General features: G+C 66.7%; 15 protein-coding genes. 11 read left to right on the forward strand and 4 right to left on the reverse strand.

Features of this window, described 5'->3' with window-relative positions; translation table 11 throughout:
- Positions 1-1,052: 1,052 nt before the first annotated feature.
- Positions 1,053-2,069, reverse strand: coding sequence for a helix-turn-helix domain-containing protein (locus tag ACFVJ5_RS04485; protein ID WP_379218474.1), 1,017 nt, complete (start codon positions 2,067-2,069; stop codon positions 1,053-1,055).
- 160 nt (positions 2,070-2,229) lie between these two features.
- Between ACFVJ5_RS04485 and ACFVJ5_RS04490 the strand changes: the two genes are divergently transcribed.
- The 7 genes from ACFVJ5_RS04490 to ACFVJ5_RS04520 all read left to right on the forward strand — a co-directional run bounded on the left by ACFVJ5_RS04490 (position 2,230) and on the right by ACFVJ5_RS04520 (position 9,903).
- A complete protein-coding gene (locus ACFVJ5_RS04490) occupies positions 2,230-4,629 on the forward strand; it encodes an AAA family ATPase (protein WP_379218475.1) in 2,400 nt (799 codons plus the stop codon).
- A gap of 27 nt (positions 4,630-4,656) precedes the next feature.
- Positions 4,657-4,962 (forward strand): helix-turn-helix transcriptional regulator, encoded by a 306-nt coding sequence (locus ACFVJ5_RS04495; RefSeq protein WP_379218476.1) that lies wholly within the window; start codon positions 4,657-4,659, stop codon positions 4,960-4,962.
- 93 nt (positions 4,963-5,055) lie between these two features.
- A complete protein-coding gene (locus ACFVJ5_RS04500; RefSeq protein WP_379218477.1) occupies positions 5,056-5,883 on the forward strand; it encodes an alpha/beta fold hydrolase in 828 nt (275 codons plus the stop codon).
- Between the two features lie 23 nt (positions 5,884-5,906).
- A complete protein-coding gene (locus ACFVJ5_RS04505) occupies positions 5,907-6,743 on the forward strand; it encodes an alpha/beta hydrolase (protein ID WP_379218478.1) in 837 nt (278 codons plus the stop codon).
- 8 nt (positions 6,744-6,751) lie between these two features.
- On the forward strand, positions 6,752-7,567 hold the full coding sequence (locus ACFVJ5_RS04510) for an MBL fold metallo-hydrolase (protein ID WP_379218479.1): 816 nt from the start codon (positions 6,752-6,754) through the stop codon (positions 7,565-7,567).
- A gap of 24 nt (positions 7,568-7,591) precedes the next feature.
- A complete protein-coding gene (locus ACFVJ5_RS04515) occupies positions 7,592-8,428 on the forward strand; it encodes an alpha/beta fold hydrolase (RefSeq protein WP_379218480.1) in 837 nt (278 codons plus the stop codon).
- Between the two features lie 248 nt (positions 8,429-8,676).
- Positions 8,677-9,903, forward strand: a complete 1,227-nt coding sequence (locus ACFVJ5_RS04520; RefSeq protein WP_379218481.1) for a hypothetical protein — start codon at positions 8,677-8,679, stop codon at positions 9,901-9,903.
- 99 nt (positions 9,904-10,002) lie between these two features.
- On the opposite strand, the gene ACFVJ5_RS04525 is transcribed toward ACFVJ5_RS04520, so the two are convergent.
- Entirely contained in the window at positions 10,003-10,686 is a 684-nt protein-coding gene (locus ACFVJ5_RS04525) for an alpha/beta fold hydrolase (RefSeq protein WP_379218482.1), read from the reverse strand.
- 121 nt (positions 10,687-10,807) lie between these two features.
- Between ACFVJ5_RS04525 and ACFVJ5_RS04530 the strand changes: the two genes are divergently transcribed.
- Both ACFVJ5_RS04530 and ACFVJ5_RS04535 read left to right on the forward strand, forming a co-directional pair.
- Positions 10,808-13,537 carry an AAA family ATPase gene (locus ACFVJ5_RS04530; RefSeq protein ID WP_379218483.1) on the forward strand — a complete coding sequence of 910 codons (2,730 nt, stop codon included), beginning with the start codon at positions 10,808-10,810 and terminating at the stop codon, positions 13,535-13,537.
- Positions 13,538-13,953: 416 nt separating this feature from the next.
- On the forward strand, positions 13,954-14,313 hold the full coding sequence (locus ACFVJ5_RS04535; protein WP_379218484.1) for a nuclear transport factor 2 family protein: 360 nt from the start codon (positions 13,954-13,956) through the stop codon (positions 14,311-14,313).
- A gap of 70 nt (positions 14,314-14,383) precedes the next feature.
- Here the strand turns inward: ACFVJ5_RS04535 and ACFVJ5_RS04540 are convergent, their stop codons facing one another.
- Complete coding sequence (locus tag ACFVJ5_RS04540) at positions 14,384-15,664, reverse strand: cytochrome P450 (protein ID WP_379218485.1); 1,281 nt, start codon at positions 15,662-15,664, stop codon at positions 14,384-14,386.
- A gap of 663 nt (positions 15,665-16,327) precedes the next feature.
- On the opposite strand from ACFVJ5_RS04540, the gene ACFVJ5_RS04545 reads away from it, so the two are divergent.
- A complete protein-coding gene (locus ACFVJ5_RS04545) occupies positions 16,328-17,608 on the forward strand; it encodes a lipase family protein (protein ID WP_379218486.1) in 1,281 nt (426 codons plus the stop codon).
- 35 nt (positions 17,609-17,643) lie between these two features.
- Positions 17,644-18,813: an alkane 1-monooxygenase gene (locus ACFVJ5_RS04550; RefSeq protein WP_379219773.1), complete on the forward strand. Its 1,170-nt coding sequence runs from the start codon at positions 17,644-17,646 to the stop codon at positions 18,811-18,813.
- Positions 18,814-19,362: 549 nt separating this feature from the next.
- Here ACFVJ5_RS04550 and ACFVJ5_RS04555 read toward each other — a convergent pair.
- A complete protein-coding gene (locus tag ACFVJ5_RS04555; RefSeq protein WP_379218487.1) occupies positions 19,363-20,970 on the reverse strand; it encodes an ABC-F family ATP-binding cassette domain-containing protein in 1,608 nt (535 codons plus the stop codon).
- Positions 20,971-21,248 lie beyond the last annotated feature (278 nt).

Raw genomic sequence — 21,248 nt, forward strand, 5'->3', positions numbered from 1 at the left:
GGTGCCGCTGCTTCTAGGTTCTGTACGGGTTGTAAGCTATTTGGTCAAATGGCGGAAAATGCGCAAGCCGCGAGAGCTACTACCGCAACTAGTTGCGCTAGGGCGCCGAGGCGTAGGAAGAGAAACTTCGTCCCCGTGTCGCTCCGCAATGAATCGATGGTATCGATATTCCAAAACATTGCGTTTCGCCGGCTGTCTTCCTCGTTACGGGCCCAGTTGGCGTCCTCGGATAGACGTCTCAAATTTGTGATCCCCTGCACCTCGATTCCCCGAGCCCAGCCGGCGCAAACGCCGAAACAAGCCGCCAACAGAAGTGCGCTCAGTGCGATAACGAGTGCGACTGCGGCCACGCAGGGCAGGACGAAATCCTTCCCCCTCAATATGGCGATCACTGCCAAAACTACTGTGACCAGCCCAGTTGAACCCGTAACGGTGGCGGCTGCGCGGGTGTCCGCCGCGTTTCGACGGGCGTACTCGTGCTCGAGTTGACTCTGAACGAACTTTGCCCACTCGGTACCCTGGTCACTCATTGGACTCGACGGTTGCCTGAGATCCCGCATCTCCTTTTCGGCGCAGAATGCGGTCTGCGAGGTCTTTTATCGCTTCCTTTCTGAGGATGGTGTCCGGCTTCCATTCGAGAGGCTTCCACGGCTCCTTCTTCGGCCTCTTCTGAGACCCTTCACCCTTCTTCTTGGCGCCACTTTCCTGTCCGTCACCCGATGTTTGATTCATATCCGTCCCTCGCTCAACGCGACATCATCCACATCGTCCCACTGTGTGGATGCCCCCACAAGGGCATAGAATTGTGGCCACCCTCAGGCGCAATGTGTATCGAAACGAAGTGTCAATCTGGAAGTTCACGGAGAGCAACGACCACATAGGCATAGTTCGTCTCCCTCCGGCAGAGCTGGAATGTAAAAGCGAGTTCTGCTTGACGAGACGCAACGAGAGGATGGGACCCGGCGTTGAGAACTCCAGGTCGTCGAGCAGGCCGAGATCTGGGACCTGCTGATCGATGCCGAGGTCGTGCCAGCGCGCTCGGACGGTGTCAGCTATCGAACGGATCCCGAGCGCCGGTCAGATCTAAGGGTCGCCGAGAACATCGGGCCGCGGTCTTCGGCGGTGGTGCGGCGCCATTCGCGGGGCGTGATGCCGTATGTCACGCGGAATCGTCGGGTGAAGTGCGAGGCGTCGCGGAAGCCCCACCGAAGGGCGATCATGGCGATGGAGCAGTGACGCAGCTGTGGGTTGGCGAGATCGTCGCGTATGCGGTCGAGCCGTTGACCGATGATCCATTGGGCGAGGCTGTAGTCGGCGGCGGCACAGATCTTGTACAGATGCCGTACCGAGATGTTGAGGGCGACGGCGATGCGGGCGGCGTCGAGTTCGGGGTCGGCGAGATTGCGGTGCACGTAGCTGCGGATCTCGGCGAGCATGATCTCCGCCGGTAGAACCGCGCCGTCGTGGTGATCGGGTTCGGTTGTCGTCAGCAACAGCCCCCGGATCAGGTCGATGCTGGCCGAGCCGGTCAGGCGCGCGGTCGGATGGGCGCTGAGGGCATCTGCCTGCCGGGTCATTTCGGTGATGTGACCGGCGACGAGCCGGTAGTACGGGCTGCGATGCAGATGCGCTGCGGCCTTGCGGATGCGTTCTACCGGATGATCGAGGTGGTCGAGGGGGACGTGCAGGCAGGTCGACCCGCCATCGCCGTCCCATCGGAAGTCATACGGTGCGTTGAGGTCCATCAGATGGAGGTCGCCGACGGCGAGTTCGCGCTGGAGACCGCCCTGCTCGTAGCGGGCCGCGCCTTTGCGGTGCACCGCGATGGCCAGCATGGGCGACGGGCTCGTCCGGACCTGCTTCGGCGTACGGATCAGCTGGATGCCGGACATATCCGCGCGAAAGATGTTGGCATCTCCGAATTCCCACACATCGAACTGGGCGTGTGCGGGACCATCCGGGTTCTCGTGCACCACGTTGCACGGCGCGGATGCTTCCTGCATAGCGGCGGTGATCGCGTCGGCTCGTTCGCTGGTTGCGACCGCGCCGGTATCGAAAACAACAGCCACAATCCCGCCCTCCAGTTCGACCGGAAATACTCCGTCGGATCGCACGATCCGGGTGGCACTATCAGCCTAGAAATCGTGCACGCCGAGTCCAGTTTGCCTGGTCGGAGCGCCTTACGCTCAGCGGAGTGCCTGTGCGTGGGCCCCGAGGTAGGAGGTTTCCGTGGTCCAGCCGCTGGGACGAGCGGATGAGCTCGACCGCCTCGACAGGTTCATCGCCGCCGCACGCAACGGTCTAGGTCACGCGGTGGTGCTGCGGGGCGAGCCGGGAGTCGGTAAATCGGTGCTGATCGAGTCCATGATCGGGTCGGCTCACGGGTTTCGGGTCTTGCGTTCGGACGGCTACGAGGCCGAGGCCAACCTGCCGTACTCAGGTGTGCAGCGCCTGGTCGGATCGCTCGAGGTCGACGCCACGCAGCTGCCCGAACCGGAGCGGGATGCGCTGCGGGTCGCGCTGGGTATCTCGGTGGGTGCGGCGCCGGACCGGTTCCTGGTCGGTCGGGCGGTACTCGGCCTGCTGGCGATCGTCGGCCGCAGGAGGCCGGTCCTGTGCGCGGTCGATGACGCGCAGTGGTTGGATCGGGAGTCTTTGGACGCGTTGGGGTTTGTGGCGCGCCGATTGCACGCCGAAGCGGCGGTGGTGGTGTTCGCGGCGCGAGCCGACGATGATGTCGATATCCGGCTCGGCGGAGTGCCGGTGCTGCCGGTCGAGGAATTGGCGCGTCCGGCTGCCATCGAGCTGCTGACGTACTGGGTCGACGGGGTGCTCGAGCCGCGGGTGGCCGCCGACGTTGTCGATGAGGTCGGGGGTAACCCGCTCGTCCTGACCGACCTGGCTCGCGAACTCACCGCCAGGCAGCTCATGGATTCGAGCTTTGTTCCCTCACCGCTCGGTGCGGGTTCCCGGCTGGAGCAGTTCTATCGACGCACGTTGGAGTCGCTGCCAGATGCCAGCAGAGAATGGATTCTGGTGGCGGCGGCGGAGTCCACGGGAGACCTGAAGCTGGTGGATCGGGCGACCGCGCTCCTCGATATCGACGAAAGCGCTGGTGAGGCGGCAGACTTCGCCGGACTGGTTGTCATCGACGCAGCGGTGCGGTTTCGGCACCCGCTGGTCCGCGCGGCTGTTTACGGTGGCGCGACGGCTGCCGCGCGGCGGCGTGTGCACGGCGCGCTCGCACAAGCGGCGCAGGCTTCGGGATTGATCGATGTCGAGGCGTGGCACGCCGCCGCGGCAACCGCACGCCCGGACGCGTCGGTCGCGCAGCGTTTGGCCAACGCCGCGGAGAGGGCAGCACGCCGCGGTGGTCTCATAGCCGGCGCGAGCCTGTTGGCACGTGCCGCGGAGCTGAGCGAGGACCCCGGGTTGCGCGACGATCGGTTGCTCGCCGGTGCCGAATCGGCCGCCGCGGCAGGCGCCGCGCGATTCGCCTTCGACCTGACCGATCGCATCCCTGACCCGGCCGTCCTCGCGCCGGTCGCCGCAGGGCGTCGCCTGTTCGTGCGTGCGTCGCTTGCCATGTTTCTCGGCGACCCAGCGGCGATTCCGCTCGCATCGAATCAGCTGAGCGCGGCGGCGGAGCTGTTCCACGGCCACGACTCGCGCCGCGAGCACCTCGCACTGCTCCGCGCCTTCGACGCGGCGCTCGCGGCCGAACGCTCGGTCGCCCGAGGTACCTTCCCTGAGCTCGGGTTACGCATGCGTGTCGCGGCGACCGACGCTGAACCGGGCATTCGCGCGGTGTTCTTGGGTCTGTGCGGCTTGATCCTTCGACCATGTGGCGAGGCGGCGGCCGCGAATCGGGCGGCAGTGCGAATGCTGGCCGAACTCGACGATCGGCACGTGCTGGATTTCACCGTGGCCGGGGTGGTGCTCACCAGCGCCCTCTGGGACGAACGGGCCCGCAACGACTGGCTCGACCGCAGCGAGCGCATCGCCGCACGGGCGGGCGCACTCAGAGAGTTGGATTCGCTGCTGTGGATGCGGTCGCTGACCGATCTCGATCGAGGCGATGTCACCGCCGCGGGCCGGGCGATAGCGCGAGTTCGGGAACTGCGGCAAGCGATGGGATATCCGGCCGAACATGTCGTCAACGGCGCCTATCTCGCCTGGACAGGGGCACCGACGCCGGCGATCAACCAGGTCGCCGAGCTCATCCTGGCCGGCGGGTTCGGCGGCGCGCACACCGCCACGATCAACGCGCTCGCCATCCGCAACATGGCCGAGGGGCGCTACCAGGACGCTTACGACCTGCTGACGCCGTACGAAGCCGACCGATTCATGCAAGTCACTCCGCACCAGCTCCCCGAATACATCGAAGCGGCTGCGCGCGCAGGCCACGCCGCCGACGCCGAGCGGGTCACGATCGAATTCGTCGCGTTCGCCGATGCCATCGGCTCGCCCTGGGCACGTGGCGTCGCGGTGCGGTGCCGCGCGCTGATCGCACCGGCCCAGGACGCCGAGCAGCTCTACCTGGCCGCTCTCGCCGCGCTGACCGAAACGGACACTCCGATCGATCTGTTTCGCGCCCACCTCCTGTATGGCGAGTGGCTTCGCAGGTAACGTCGCCGTGCCGATTCCAAGGTCCAATTGCGCACTGCCGCTGACGGATTCACTCGCTTCGGCGCGGTGGCCTTCGCCGAGCGCGCGGCGCGCGAGCTCGGCGCGTGCGGCGAGCGGGCGCAAGTCAGCGGCCCGGCCGCCACGGTGGATTTGACCGCCCAGGAATCGGAGGTTGCGGCGCTGGCGGCGGCGGGCCATACCAATGCCGAAATCGCGGCCACCATGTTCCTCAGCGCCAACACCGTCGACTATCACCTGCGCAAAGTCTTCCGCAAGATGGGCATATCCTCGCGCCGCCAGCTCCGCGAGCACCTGCCGCCGATGACGCGCTGACCTGAAGGACTACGTGCGATACGTGGTTCGCACGTAGTCCTTCATGGCCCATCGTGAACACAGTGCTCCGCACCCGCCCGCGAGGAGGCCGCAATGCCCACGATCACCGCAGATGACGGGATACAGATCTTCTATAAGGACTGGGGTCCGGTCGACGGGCACGCGGTCCTGCTGAGCCATGGCTGGCCGCTGAACTCCGACGGGTGGGAGAGCCAGGCGCTCTTCCTCGCCGAGCACGGATGCCGTGTCATCGCCCACGACCGTCGCGGACACGGCCGCTCCACGCAGGCCTGGAACGGCAACGACATGGACACCTACGCCGACGACCTCGCGACACTGCTCGACACCCTCGACCTGACCGACGTCACTGTGGTCGGGCACTCGACCGGCGGCGGCGAGGTGGTGCGCTACACCGCCCGCCACGGCTGCGCGCGCGTCGCGAAACTGGTTCTCGTCTCGGCAGTGCCGCCATTCATGTTGCGCACCGACGACAATCCCGAGGGCCTGCCCGCCGAGGTGTTCGACGCGATCCGCGCCGGCGAACGTGCCTCACGCTCGCAGCTGTACCGCGACCTCGCCGACGGCCCGTTCTTCGGACACAACCGGCGCGGCGACGTGCCCCAGGGCACGCGTGACGCGTTCTGGTTACAAGGACTCGCGTCGGGCCATCGCGGCGCCTACGAGTGCATCGCCGCGTTCTCGGCCACGGACTTCCGTGGCGATCTCGCCGAGATCACCGTGCCGACGCTGGTCATCCACGGCGACGACGACCAGATCGTCCCGATCGAAGTCGGTGGCCTGCGCTCGGCGAAGCTCATCGCCGGTGCGGCACTGAAGGTCTATGAAGGCGCTGGTCACGCGCTTCCCGACACCGAGAAACAGCGACTTTCCCAGGACTTGCTCGACTTCATCGAGTCGTGATCGCCGGAACGGAGAACACCGAAATGAACCAGCCGAAACACACCACCAAGCCGCCCATCGTCCTCATCCATGGCCTCTGGATGACACCCCGGAGCTGGGACACCTGGGCCCAGCGCTACCGTGACCTCGGACACGAGGTCGTCGCCGCGGGCTGGCCCGGCATCGGCGATCGCGCCCCGGCCGATGTCAGGGAGGATCCGAGCGCGCTCGAAGGTGTCGGCATCGTGGAGATCGTGGACTTCTACGCCGATCTCATCGCGTCGCTGCCGGAGCAGCCCGTGATCATGGGCCATTCGTTCGGCGGGATCTTCACTCAGATGCTGCTCGATCGCGGCCTCGGCATCGCCGGTGTCGGCGTGGCACCAGGGCAACCGGCCGGCGTTCTCACACTGCCGTTCTCGACCTTGCGTACGGGACTGCCGGTGCTGTCGAACCCGTTCCGTTTCGGCAAAGCCAGCCCGATCTCCAAGCGCCACTTCCACTACACGTTCGGAAACGATCTCAGCCGCGCCGATTCGGACGTGGAATGGGCTGCGAGCGCGGTGAATTCGTCCAACCGGGTGTTCTTCGAGGGTGTGCTGTCGTTGCCGAAGAAGTCGGGCATCACCGCCGTCGACTTCCGCAAGCCCGACCGAGCACCACTGCTGCTCATCTCCGGTGGCATCGACCACGTCGCGCCGCCCGCGATTCAGAAGGCCGCTCTGCGCAAGTACGCGCAGGGCACCGCTCTGGTCGAGCGGGTGGAGTTCCCGGACCGCACGCACCGGCTCGTGAGCCAGGACGGTTGGGAGGAGATCGCCGACTACGCGCTCGACTGGTCGCTTCGGCACGCCGCGACCCGATTTCCCCAGGCGACGTAGCGGTTACCGTGGCGGGCGTCAGAATCACCCACATCGGTGGGCCGACCGTGCTCGTCGAGGTGGACGGATGGAACATCCTCACCGATCCGACCTTCGACGATCCGGGACAGCGCTACGACTTCGCCCTCGGTACCTCGTCGGTGAAGACGATCGGCCCGGCGGTGCGAGTATCCGACCTGCCTGCGATCGACGTCGTGTTGCTATCCCACGACCACCATGCCGACAACCTGGATCACGCCGGCCGCGCACTGCTGCGCACCGTGCCGCGGGTCATCACCACGGCGAGTGGCAGTCGTCGGCTCGGTCTCGCACACGCCGAGCCGATGGTGCCTTGGCAGGAGACCGTCCTGACCGAACCAGGCCGGCAACCGCTCACGGTGATCGCCACACCGAGCCGTCACGGGCCGCCACTCAGTCGGCTGCTCGTGGGCGAGAACCTGGGGTTCGCTATCCAGCGTCCGGCGGAATCGCATGTGGCGGTGTGGATGTCGGGAGACTCGGTCTACTTCCGCGGACTCGAGCAAGTCGCTCGCCGCCTCGACGTCGATATCGCGCTCGTACATATCGGCGCGGTCCGGTTCGGACTCACCGGGCGGGTGAAATACACGATGGATGCCCGCGATGCTGCCCGATTCATCAGGCTCCTCGAACCGCGCATCGCACTGCCGGTGCACTACGAAGGCTGGACCCACTTCAGTGAAAGCCACGACCGGGCTCGCGTGCGATTGCTCGAGGAGTCCGAGGGCGTGCACCACCGGGTGCGGTGGCTTCCGCTCGGACAGCCGGTCGAATTCCCTGCTCCCATTACACCGCTCGCGCCTTGAGCATTACCGAAAAGGTGATCGATCATGTCGTCTATTCACGTCCCGAATCCGCGTCGGCGTCGGTCGCTGAGCATCTTGGCCGCGACACTTGTCGCGGTCGGTCCAGCGGTGGTCCCGGCAATCGCGACCGCCGATCCCGGCGAACCCACACTGGTGCTGGTGCACGGCGCTTTCGCCGACGCCACCAGCTGGGACGCAGTCGCCGCCGAGCTGCGTGGCCGCGGCTATCCTGTTGTCGTAGTGAATAATCCGCTGCGCGGACCTCGCAACGACGCGGCGGCCCTGCAAGGTGTTCTCGACGGCATCAACGGGCCGGTCGTGCTCGTCGGGCACTCCTACGGCGGGGCCGTCATCACCAACACCCACAACCCCAAGGTCAAAGCCAACGTCTACATCGCGGCCTTCGCGCCGGCGCAGGGCGAATTCGTACAAGGACTGCTCGACCCCATCCGCTTCCCCGGCAGTCAACTCCTGCCGCCCGCACTGCAGGTTCGGGTCGTGGACGACCCCACCGGCGTCGCGGGCCGCAATGTCGACGGCTACATCGACGCGCCGTACTTCCGCACGATTTTCGCCCAGGATGTGAGTATCGAGACTGCCGCGGACATGTACGCCCATCAACTCTCGGCTGCACTGAACGCCAATCTGGAACCCTCGGGCTCACCGTCGTGGGCGACCACGCCCAGCTGGTATCTGGTCTCGGGCGAGGATCGCGTCATTCCCGCTGCCGCACAACGATTCATGGCCAGTCGCGCCGCTGCGGGTACGACCAGGGAGATCAGTTCGTCGCACGCCTCCCTGGTGTCCCAGCCGGTCACCGTCGCCGAGACCATCGTCGAGGCCGCGAACTCTGTTCGATAGCGGACAAGTCCGCGAACCTGCGCACTCGAGGGTCTCGGTTCGTGCGTTTCGTGATTCATCTCGGACAGATTGCTCGGTCGACGTGCAATCCACTACGGCGGCTGCAAGGCTGACGCGGGGGCATCGAACGGCGGCTCGGCGAACGTGCGCGGAGAGGTGGGGGGAGCGTCTGGCCGAAAGACGTGGGGAGGCGGGATTGCCCGCTTTTAGCCAGGTTGGGTTCTAGCCTTTCGAAGCATGTCATTCGGATGACACCTGAGGGTGGAACCGTGCTGCGGGTGAACCACCGAATGTCGCGCATCGGAAAAGTTGCTGCGTCCTTGCTGATCGCCGTCACCGCGGGCTGTGCGAACAGCGAGGCAGTGACAGTCGAGACCACCGCGCCCCCGCCGACGGCCTCGCCTACCGTCATGCCCGCACACATGACCGATCTGCTGCCCGGCATGCCGCCGCCGCTCTCGCCCACCGATATCTACGCCGCCAACCGGAAACTCAGCCCCGCTGTCGCCGATCACCGGCCGCTGGTCTACGTGCCCAACAGCAAGTCCAACACGGTGACGGTGATCGACCAGAACACCTTCCAGGTCGTCGACAACTACTCGACCGGCGGTGTGGAGCCGCAGCATGTGGTGCCGTCCTACGACATGCAGACGCTGTACGCCACGAACGACCTGCCGATCGGCGGCGGCAGCCTGCTGCCGATCGACCCGCGCTCGGGAGCGCCCGCGGGACCGTCCTTTCCGGTCCGAGACCCCTACAACATGTATTACACGCCCGACGGGAAGTTCGCTCTGGTCGTCGCCGAAGCGGACAAGTCGCTGGACTTCTACGATCCGGTGACCTGGCAGAAGTTGCACGCGCTCGCGGTGCCCGAGTGCGCGGGCGTCGACCACATGGACTTCACCGCCGATGGTCGCTTCGCGGTGGCCAGTTGTGAATTCATCGGCCGCATGGCGGTTTTCGATGTCGCGCAGCGCACGTTGATCAAGATGATCGATCTACCGGGCGGGCGCGGTGGGATGCCGCAGGATGTGAAACTCTCACCCGACGGACACGTGTTCTTCGTCGCCGACATGATGGCCGACGGCGTCTACACGATCGACGCGCACACCTTCGAGAACACCGGCTTCATCCCCACCGGCAAAGGGACACACGGCCTCTACGTCACCCGCGATTCGAAGCAGATGCTGATCACCAACCGCCACGAGGGCAGTATCTCGGTCTGGGACTTCGCCGGCAACGCGTTGGTGCACAAGTGGTTCGTTCCCGGGGGCGGCAGCCCCGACATGGGCAACATCACCGCTGACGGTCGGGTGTTCTGGGTGTCGGGCCGATACAACAACGAGGTGTACGCGGTCGACATCGTCAACTGGACTCTGTTGGCGCGCATCCCCGTTGACCATGGACCACACGGGCTGACGGTGTGGCCGCAGCCCGGCCGCTATTCCACCGGCCACACGGGCGTCATGCGGTAGCAGCGATCAGGCCTGCGGGACAGTCGATCCGAGTGCGCCCGCGACGCAGCGTCGGACCGAGGTGTGCCGCCCGCGCGGGGTGAGCGGCACACCCAGTCGTTACTGGAGGGTCGCGGCGGCCTTCTTGATCAGATCGGCGACCACCCCGGGCTGGGAGACGTAGATCGCGTGGCTGCCCGGCGTCTCGGCGACTGTCGCGCCGATGCGCTGTGCCATCGAGGCCTGCGCGACCGGCGGGATCATCCGGTCCTCGGTGACATGCAGGTACCAGCTGGGCTTCGCGTGCCAGGCGGCCTTGGTCACTACGCCACCGAGTGCCTCCAGCCCCCAGGGCACCTGCGAGTCGGCCATGAACGCGGCTTCCTGCGCGGAAACATCGGCGGCGAACGAATCGGCGAACTCGGCGCGGTCCAGGAACAGGTAGCCGTTGACCGGCGGGAGGATGGGCGGCTGTGGCCCGTCGGTGGGGAAGGTGCCGAGCAGGGTTTCGACCGACTCGCCTTGGTCGGGCGCGAAGGCCGTCACATAGACCAGCGCACCGACCTTTTCGTGGTTGCCCGCCTCGGTGATCACCGCACCGCCGTACGAATGGCCGACCAGCACGACCGCACCGTCGATGGTGTCGAGGACGTCGCGGGTCGTGGCGCTGTCGTCGGCGAGGGACTTCGTCGGGTTCTGCACGATGCGGACGTCGAAACCATCGGCGGTCAGCGCGTCGTAGACCCCGCGCCAACCGGCGCCGTCGACGAAGCCGCCGTGCACGAGAACGATGGTGGCACTCATGTATTTCTCCTCTAGATCTGTTGGCTACCAGCGAATCTACGGATTCGCGAGGTCGCGACGAATCAGTCAAATGACTGCTTTCTTCCCGTCGGAGGGGTTATGCCGGGAGTAAAGTCTGCGTGTGCGGGATTGGGCGTCGATCGGACGGCTGGTGGGACGTGCGCGCGAGCTGAGCCTGCTGGCGGAGTTCGTCGACACGGCGATGGTCGACGGCGGGGCGTTGCTCGTGGTCGGCGAGGCAGGGGTCGGCAAAACCGCCCTGCTCGGCGCGACGGCCACCCACGCGGCCGACCTCGGTGCCCGCGTGTTGCGGGCTGCCGGTGTCGAGTTCGAGGCGGAGGTGAGTTTCGCCGGAGTCCACGAATTGGTCGCCCCGCTCGCTGCGGAGCTGTCAGCGATCCCGGCCGATTACCGGCGGGCGATCGGCGTCGCCGTGGGCCTCACGCAGGGGCCCGCACCCGATCAGCTCGCACTGACCAATGCCCTGCTCGCCCTGCTGTCCGCAGCGGCTCGCGAGGCATCGGTGCTGGTGGTGGTCGATGACCTGCAGTGGCTCGACCGCGCGAGCGCGACGATATTCGGCATCCTCGCGCGACGGCTGGCCAACACCGGCATCGGGATGCTCGGTGTCGTGCGCACCGGCGAGGGCAGCGTGTTCGAAGAGGCCGGACTCGGCGAGCTCGTCATCGGGCCGCTTGATGACGAGGCCGCGGCGACGCTGTTGCTCGAGGTCTTTCCCGAACTGTCTGTTGGGGAGGCCCGTCAGGTTCTGGGCGAGGCTCAGGGTAATCCGCTCGCGCTGATCGAGCTTCCGACGCACGACGGACCCGCTGATCCCGGCCTCGGTCGCACGCCAGTCGGTCGCCGGTTGCGGCTGACTTTCGGTCGACGCATCCAAGCGCTCCCCGTGAACACTCGCGCCCAGCTACTGCTCGCGGCGCTCGACGGCACCGGCGAGCGGTTCCCCGCGGTCTCGATCGACGAGCTCGAGCCTGCCGAGCGCGCCCGCCTGATCCGGGTCAATCCGGTCACCCGTGGCATCCAGTTCCGGCATCCACTCACCCGCTCCGCCGTTGTGGAATTGTCGACCGATCACGAGCGTCGTGAGTCGCATCGACAGCTGGCGGCACGATATCCGGGCGACTCCGAACGTCGCGCCCGCCACCTCGCGGAGGCGGCATCGGGGCCGGACGAATCGATCGCGCAGCTACTCGAGGACGCCGCGCTGAAGACGAAGGGGCGTGGTGACCCGATCGGCGCCATCGAGCTGCTGCTGCGGGCGGCCCAGCTCAGCCCGGACCCCGCCGACCACGATCGCAGGGCCATGTTCGCGACCTATCTCGGCGCCGACGTGACAGGCGATCTCACCGACCCTCGGGCTATCGATCCCGAGCGCGGTGGGCAGGGCGCGACAGCCGCCGCCGCGGTCGCCGCGGCCGCGTACATGGTGAACAGTGGCGGCGATATCGACACGATCCACCGGCTGCTGCTGGGTGTATTACGCAACCGGGCTCGGCCGACTACCGAGTGGGACGAGCCGTTGAGCGAGATCGTCTATGTGCTGCAGGCGAATTGCGCTTTCGGCTCCCGTGCCCAGTTGCTCGACGACTACCGGACCGCGGTCGACGGTCTCGGCCTCGAGCCGCCCGAGATCATGACCTTGGTCGGTGCAACATTTCTCGAACCTGCCCGATCGGCACGGATGTCGCTGCCTCGGCTCGATGAGGCCATTGCGGGCATCGGTGGCCGATCCGACCACGTCCACGCGGTGCGGCTCGCCATCGCGGCGCTGTATGTGGATCGGGTCGCCGGGTGCCGCGAGGCCCTGTGGCGGGTGGTCGAGCACGGCCGTAGTGGTGGAGCGGTCGCGTCGGCGATCAAGGCCTTCACGCTGCTGGGTTTCGACGGCGTGCTCAGCGGCGACTGGGACGGCGTACGCAGCCTCGCCGACGAAGGTCTCGGGTTCACGACCCGCCATCACTACCGGTTGCTCGGCGGCTTCTTGCAGTACAGCCAGGCGATGGTCGCTGCCGGTCGCGGCGACCGCCGGACCGTGCGGGTTCTCGCCGACGAACTGGTGGGGTGGGCCGCGCCGAACCGCATCGGTTTCGTGCTCCAACTCGCCGCGCACGCCAAGGCCGTCGACGCACTCGGGCATGGGGAATTCGAGACCGCCTACCAGCACGCATTGTCGATCTGCTCGCCCGAGACGGTGCCTGCCCACAAGCCCACGGCGCTGTGGGTCCTGCTGGATCTGGTCGAGGCGGCCGTGCGCGCCGAGCGGATGCCGGAGGCGAGAACGCATGTCGCCGACATCCAACAGTCGGCGGTCGCAGCCCTGTCACCGCGGCTGGCGATGATCACCGCCGGCGCGACCGGAATGACCGCGCCGGCGGACACCTTCCGCGCTGCGTTCGACGCTGCGCTCGCGACGCCGGGAGCGAGCCGTTGGCCTTTCGCCCACGCGCGGATCCAACTCGCGTACGGCGAACGGCTGCGCCGGGCGAAATCCACGCCCGAGGCCCGACTCCAACTGACGGCAGCCCTGGACACGTTCGACCGGCTCGGCGCGGTCCCCTGGGCGGACCGATGTCGCGCCGAACTCCGTGCGAGCGGGACACCTACCGCCCACCGATCCGCGGCAACCGCCGCGCTACTGACTCCGCAAGAGCGCGAAATCGCCGATCTCGCCGCGGCGGGTCTGACCAACAAACAAATCGGTGAACGGCTCTATCTCTCGCCCCGAACGGTGGGAGCCCACCTGTATCGCACGTTCCCGAAACTCGGCATCAGCTCACGGGCAGCACTGCGCGACGCGCTCGACACACTGCCGAGTCACCCCAGAATCTGACAACGCAGATCAGGGAATCCTGCCGCCGACAAGGACACCACGGCGTGTGGAGATCGTGTGGAGCTTCATCAGAGATCCAGTGCAGTGTGTGCACCCGCGGTCGGGCGCTTGTTAGCGTCGGGGCGTGACCGTGAGTGAACGCGCCGATCGACTCCAAAGAAGAGCGAGTCTCGGTCTCGCCCTGATGTGATTCACCTCGGAGGGGCTCCTGGCTTACCGGTCGTGGCTGGGAATACTCCTGAGGCTTGGTTTCGCGGTCGGCGTCGCGGCGGGTGTCGGTGCGTTCCTCGGTGGGCTCACGGAGCGCGCCCGCCCGCGGCCACAACCCCCTTCACGCGCCGGTCGGCATCCTGACAGTCTCAGCCGAACGCGAACATCGTGGCGTGAGTGCGACATCGGCTGGCAGGGTGAGGCGCATGGAGAACTTGCGGGACGCTGAGCGGCGGTTGCAGGCCGCCCAACTTGCTGGGGATGTGCAGGCGCTGGATCGTCTGCTCGATGACCGGTTGATCTTCACCTTCGGCGCAGACGTCTACACCAAGACGGATGACCTGGAGCTTCACCGCACCCGGACGCAGGTGGTGACGGCCATGGTCGAGGAAGAACTGAGCGTACTTACCGACGGGCGTGCCGGGGTGACCTGGTTTCTCGGGACCGTCGAGGGGACCGTCAACGGCGAACCTTTCGGAGCCAGAATGCGTTACACCCGTTCCTGGTTGCACGACGATACGCATGGCTGGCGGATTATCGCAGCACACGCCAGCACGACGGATTGATGGTTCTGTCGCCCGAATTCGACATGCATGTAAGAGGGCAGTTCGCGTTTCGTGGTGGGTGGTGCGCTGTTCAGCTGATCAGAATCGGTGCTCCGTCGGACGGCACATGCGTGATATTGCGGACCCGGCCCCGCGTCGTCGCTGCCGCGGGCAGGGACAGGACGTGGCGGCGCAGGATCTCTTGGAGCACCGCCGCGCCCTCCATCAGTGCGAAACCCGCGCCGATGCACCGGCGCACACCACCGCCGAACGGCAGCCAGGTATTCGGCGCCACGCTGCCGTCGAGGAAGCGACCGGGTCGGAACACCGCGTCAGGGAAGGCTTCGGGCCGCTTGTGTGCGAGCAGGATCGAGGTCGCGACGACGGTGTCAGCGGGCAGGTCGTGGCCGCCGATCATCATGTCGCGGGTGAGCTTTCGCACGACCCCTCCGATGACCCAGTGGTAGCGCAGTGCCTCCTTCATCACCGCTTCGAGGTAGACGGTGTCGCCGTCGAGCGCGGCCCGGCGGGCGAGGTCCTGCTGGATGGGGTTGGCGGCCAGTTCGCGTAGCGCCCATGACAGTGCGGCCGAGGTCGTCTCGTGCCCGGCGGCGAGCAGGGTGACCAACTGATCGCGGAGTTCGTCGGGGGTGAGCGGGGTGTAGTTGCCGCTGCCCGCTGCCATCAGTCGCGACAGCACATCTGCGCCCGTGGCGTCGTTGCCGGCGCGGCGCTGCTCGATCTCGGCGTAGAGGTGGGCGTCCAGACCGGCCCGGTCGTGGTGGAACCGTTTCCAGGGTCCGCGGTGTTGTAGGGCCGGGTAGCGGGAACCGAGCAGGGTGAGCGGGGCGATGTCGGTGATGCGGCGCATGGGTGGACCGAGTAGGTCGCGGCGGCGCGGATCGGCGACACCGAGCACCACCTCGCCGATGACATCGAGGGTGATCCCGGTCATCGCGTCCAGGCTGCGGATGGTCGACCCAGCCTGCCAGGTCTCCACATGGGTGGCGGCGATCTGCTCGATCATCTTGCGATAACCGGTCAGAGCGTGCCCGGTGAAGGCGGGCATCAGCAGGCGGCGGGCGCGAGCGTGCTCGGCCTCGTCGGTGATGAGCACCGAATGATCGCCCAGCAGCGGACGCAGGATGCCGTTGCTCTCACCGGCGTGCAGGTCGGTGGGGGAGGCGGCGAAGATCTCGCGGACGTGTTCGGGGCGGGTGAACACGACCAGATGGCGGGCGTACGGCGGCACCATGCGCAGGGTGAAGGTGTCGCCGTAACGGCGAGCGGTGGCGGTCAAGAACCGCTCCCGCGCTTGCACATACCGCATCGTCTGCGCGATCGCGGGTAGTCGGGGGCCGGGCGGGTACATGGCGACGGTCCTTTCCTGGACACCTCACTCCACGGTAACCCCGGTTGCTCGGGCCGGGCGTCGATCTGGAAATCCACGTGTTCGCTGCCTCGCGGGCAACGCGGCAGAATGAAGTTCTGTCTGAATTGTTGGTCTCCGTAGATGATTTCAGCACGGAAAGGCTTTCCGGTGCTGGCGGGGGTCGCGTTGATCTGTTCGATGGTGGCGTGTGCCGGCGAGAACCCCGTCGCGACCGCTCCGAGCCCGTCAGCGCCCCGCACCAGCCCGTAGTTCGTGGCCGATGGCATGAAGGTCGACCCGGCGCCCGCGACGCGACGGCCATCCGGCAACGCAGTGTGCGAAATCAGTTGTCCTACAGGGAGTTACACCGAATCAGGAACAGACGGAAGCCTCCCGATCGCGAAGTCGTCACGCCGAAACAGCACCCTCTGCACCGCCGTCGGCCTCATGACATAAGCTGTGGCCCCGGCACCGTGATATCTATCCGTGCCTGGTTCTGTGCTCGACGGAGATGCCCGCAGTTTTGATCTAGATCTCTCGGGTCGAACATCACGCTCTTCTGCTCACGATCCGCTGACAAGCGGTGTTGCGCTCCATCCGTGGCGATTGTGCTGTTCGGTTCGATAGCTGCCCTGGACAGACAACCTCGCACGAAGGATCGGTATGAAGAACGGAAAACGCGCGTGGATCGCAGCACTCACGGGAACCCTCGTGGTCGTCGGCGCTGGGGTCGTGGCCACACCGACGGTAGGGGCCCAGCCGCCGCAGTCGCAGGTGGCGGGGGGTGACATTTTCCATGCCGAAGGTTCGGCGACGGCGGTCACGATTCCCGGCCAGGCCGGGCCGATACCGGCACGATCCACCCGCCTCGTCTACACCAGCAACGACACCCACGGCGCGCCGAACACGGTGGTCGGCACCTATCTGGAGCCGAGTCAGCCCTGGACCGGCCCGGGCCCGCGACCGCTGGTGGCATACGCGGGCGGCGCACAGGGGCAGAGCGCCGAATGCTCGCCGTCGGCGATGCTGGCGCAGGTGATCCGGTACCAGCCGCCTGCCGACGTGATCTTCGAATACGACATCGTCGCGATCTATCAGCTCCTGGCGAGCGGGATGGCGGTGGTGATGACCGACTATCACGACTTCGGGGTACCGGGAGTGCACAACTTCCTGAACCGCAGGACGCAGGCATACGCGGTGCTGGATTCCGCGCGGGCCGCGCTGCGGCTGCCCAATTCGGGGCTCGGCCCGGACTCACCGGTCATCATCTACGGCTACTCCCAGGGCGGGACGGCCGCCGCTGCCGCCGCCGAACTGCAGGCCGAGTACGCACCCGAACTCGACGTGCGCGGGGCGCACGTGGGCGGGCCGGTGGCGGGGCCACAGGATTTCATCGCGCGTAGCGACGGCAACCCCGGCGTCGCGCCCGCCATCGCGTGGGTGCTCAACGGAATCGCCGCCGACTACCCCGAGACCCGCCCGGTACTCGACGCCGCGCTCAACGACACCGGTAAGGCGATCCTGCACGACTCCGTCGGCGGCTGCGGGGGCGGTCTCTCCGAGACTTTCGTCCAGCCCCAGGACACGGCGCGGTGGACGACCAGCGGACTGCCGCTCACGGCCGTGATCGACGGTTCCCCCGAATTGAAGCGGGCATTCGACGAGCAGCGGCTCGGCGGGGCCGCTCCTGCGGCGCCCGTGCGCGTCTACTCGGCCAGGGCCGACGAGAAGGCGACCTACCCCGCCGCGCGCGATCTGGTCGCGCGATGGTGTGGCGGCGGCGCGGCGGTACAACTGGATGCGGACAGCACGGTGCCCGCGATGTCGGGCTTGTTGGGCACCCACAATCTGGCCTTCTTCCCGTCGCTGACGAGTTCGCAGCCCTGGATGGCCGATCGTCTCGCCGGTGTGCCCGCTCCGGTGAACTGCGCGGCGCTGCCCTAGCCGCGCCGATCCCCAACTTTTCGATGAGGATGTCGATGCGGGTGCCGCGGCCGCGGCACCTGCTCGAGCGGTACTTGGTGCCGTCGGCAGATCCGAAACGATTTCTCTGGGTATTCGGATTAGTGGCGCCGGTTTGCGCGCTACTTCCCTCACAGCTGGTGATGCGTACCGGGCTGACGGTCTTCTGGTGGATCGAACCGATTGTCGTGCTGTTCGTGATTCCCGTGTTGGATCGATGTGTCGGTGAAGACGGCCACAATCCCCGCGACGAGGATTACGAAGAGCTGGGTGCCAACCGCTTTTATCGGTGGTGTACCTACCTGTTCCTCCCGGTGCAGGTCGCTGCCCTGGTGATCGCATGCTACCTGTGGGCCGATACCCAACTTCGATTCGTCGACAAGCTGGGCCTGGCCGTGACTATCGGCTTCTTGGCGGGTATCGGTATCAACGCCGCACACGAACTCGGTCACCGGGTCGAGCGACTCGAGCGGTGGCTGGCGAAGACGGCGCTGGCGCAATCGGGGTACGGGCATTTCTACGTCGAGCACAATCGGGGCCATCATGCTCGAGTCGCCACGCCGCAGGACCCGGCTAGCGCGCGGTTCGGTGAGTCGTTGTGGGAATTCCTGCCCCGCAGCGTGATCGGGGGGTTTCGGTCATCGCTGGAACTGGAGCGGGAACGGTTGCGACGCCAGCGACGCTCGTGGTGGAGCCCGCGCAACAATATTCTGCAGTCGTGGGCTATGACGCTGGTGCTGTTCGGCGGGCTCGTCGCGACGTTCGGGCCCGGTATTTTGCCCTATCTCGCCGTTCAGGCGGTGATCGGCGTCTGGCTGCTCGAGACGGTGAACTACGTCGAGCACTACGGCCTGCTGCGAGGTCGATTGCCGAACGGTCGATGGGCGCGCTGCTCGCCGGCCGACAGCTGGAACTCCGACCGCCTTGTCACCAATATCTTCCTGTTTCATCTGCAGCGGCACAGCGATCATCACGCCAATCCCGGGCGCCGATATCAGACCCTGCGCACCGTGCCCGAGGCGCCGCAGCTGCCCGCAGGCTATGCCACCATGATTGTCGTGGCGTCGGTGCCGGTGCTGTGGCGGCGCACTATGGATCACCGGGTCCTGGCGCATTACGACGGCGACCTCACCCGCGCGAATACGATGCCCGGCCGAGTTCAGCGTGCGAGGCGCGGGTCGAAGTGAGAGAAGGCCCCGATCATTGATCGGGGCCTTCTTCGCGTGTCCGGAGGGCGATTCGACCACTGCCGCTGCCATCCGAAGTCCCCGAGCCCGCGAGGTAGGGGGTACCAGGCCGAGGCGAGTGTGTCGCGGGCGATGGTGAAGGTCAGGTAGGCGAGTGGGAAGGAGGTCGTCGCTCGCGCGATCAGGTTCGACTGAATGCCCGGCGAACAGCGCTGGTCTCGGAGTAACCGAGGCGGGCGGCGAGAGCCGCGATCGACTCGTCGCCGTGCACCCAACGCTCCGACGGCACGGTCGCGAAGAATCTCCTCCTGGATCCGGCGCTGACTGGTGCCTTCGCCGCGCAGCAGCTGCCGCATACACGGTGCGCTGATCGATAAGCGGCGCGAGCTAGCTCGGCGGCCCCGAGCCAGGGGCCGTTCCGGTTTCGCTCCATGTTCGTGCGCACCCGTGCCGCCGTGGTCGTGGTCTGCTCTTGCGCGTCGTGGTCAACTGACGTTCTCGCATCGGCTGCGATGAATAGGGTGGTGGCTGGTTTATGGGCTACGTCGTTCACACGGCGGCGGACGCCTGTAAGGCGAGGTGGGTGCCTTCCCAGCGGCTCCGCAGTCGCCGGTCGTGGCTGACGACCACGATGGCTCCCGGAAAATGGGTGAGCGCGGTTTCCAGCTCTTCGACCAGACCTGGTGACAGGTGGTTGGTCGGCTCGTCGAGAAGCAGCACGTCGACGGGTTCGGTGACCAAGCGCGCCAAGGCGAGGCGCTGGCGCTGGCCGGTGGACAGGTCCTCGACACGCGTCGTGAACTGGGAGACGTCGAACAGACCGAGTGAGAGCAGTTGGTCGCCGTGGAATTCTGGGTCACCCGGGCGATCGCGCGCGAAGGCGACGAACATCATGCGTCCGCGGACGGCGGGCGGTGGTTCCTGCGCGAGGTAGCCGATCTTGCCGGTCCGGGCGACGGTGCCGGTGTCGGGTGCGAGTTGACCGGCCAGCACGCGTAGCAGGGTGGTCTTGCCCGCGCCGTTCGGGCCGGTGATCAGCAGGCGGTCGCCCGCGGCGAGCGTCACGCTGGTCGGCTCGAGTCTGCCCGCGACGGAGATGTCGGTGGCCTCGAGCCCGGTCCCGTCTCCGCCGGCGGTCGCCAGGGTGGGCGCGAATCGGAGGGGTTGCGGCGGTGCCGGCACCGGGTTGGCGAGCAGGCGCCGCAGCCGTTCCTGCGCATTGCGAACCCGGCTGGCCACCGATTGCTGCACCCGTCCACCAGCCCGGCTGTACGCCATCTTGTTGTTGTCGGCCATCGCCCGGCCCGGTGCGACCCTGCGGGCGGTGGTGTCGGCGGCCTCGCGGAATCGTGCGGTATCGGCCAGCCATTGCGCGTGCGCCTGCACCCATCGCGCTCGCTCGGCCGCCTTTTCCGCCAAGAATCCTGGGTAACCGTCGCTGTAGCGGACGACGCGCCGCCGGTCCGCGTCGACCTCCAGCAGACTGGTTGTCACCCGTTCGAGGAAGGCCCGGTCATGGGAGACCGCCACCGTCGTGCCGCGCCGGCTGATCAGGTGGTCTTCGAGCCAGGTCAGGGCGACGTCGTCGAGGTGGTTGGTCGGTTCGTCCAGCAACAGCAGTTCCGGAGCTGCCGCCAGCACCGCGGCTAGGCGCAGTCGGACCTGCTCACCGCCCGATAGCTCGCCGATCGTGCGGTCGCGAGCTACCAGGCCCAACCCCAGTCCGTGGAAAGCCTGCTCCACTCGCGCGTCGGCGTCATATCCGCCGTGATGTTCGAAAAGTAGTGTCAGATCACCGTATTCGTCGATTCCGGACTCGTCGCCGTCAGCCATCGCGATCTCGAGGCGGCGCATCTGGGCCTCGACCGCTCGCAGCTCGGTGAGAGCTTGGTCGATGAGCTGCTGCACAGTGAGGTGCTGGGGGAGTTGCTCGTCTTGCGCGAGGTAGCCGATGCCACCCTCGGCGTGGACGACGATCTCGCCGCTGTCGGGCTGCACCCGACCGGCGAACAAACGCAGCAGAGTGGTCTTGCCGGAGCCGTTTTCGCCGATGATCCCGGTGCGCTCGCCGACGTCAAGCGAACATGTCACATCCGTGAGAACGGGATCGCCGTCGAAAGACTTGCTGACCGCGAGCGCGGTGATCTGGGTTGGCATGGCACTCTCCGAAGCATTCGAGGACGACGCGGTCAGGGGACCGCGGGGCCGGGTGAAAAGCTCGGAAGAACAATCGGGCAACCTCGCTCGCGTACGGCAACTGTCGCACCACGGTAGCAAGACGACGATGGCCTGATCACAGCCGCTCGAAGACCTCCTGAACATGGTGACCGACCAGTCTGCGAAAGCGTTCCCGCACGTACGGATCAACGCCGGCGAACCCGGCTTCACTCGCACCGACCTCAACCGCGACACCGGCCGACACACCCCCCAAATCG

The sequence above is a fragment of the Nocardia sp. NPDC127606 genome (assembly GCF_042671725.1).
Lineage (GTDB): Bacteria > Actinomycetota > Actinomycetes > Mycobacteriales > Mycobacteriaceae > Nocardia.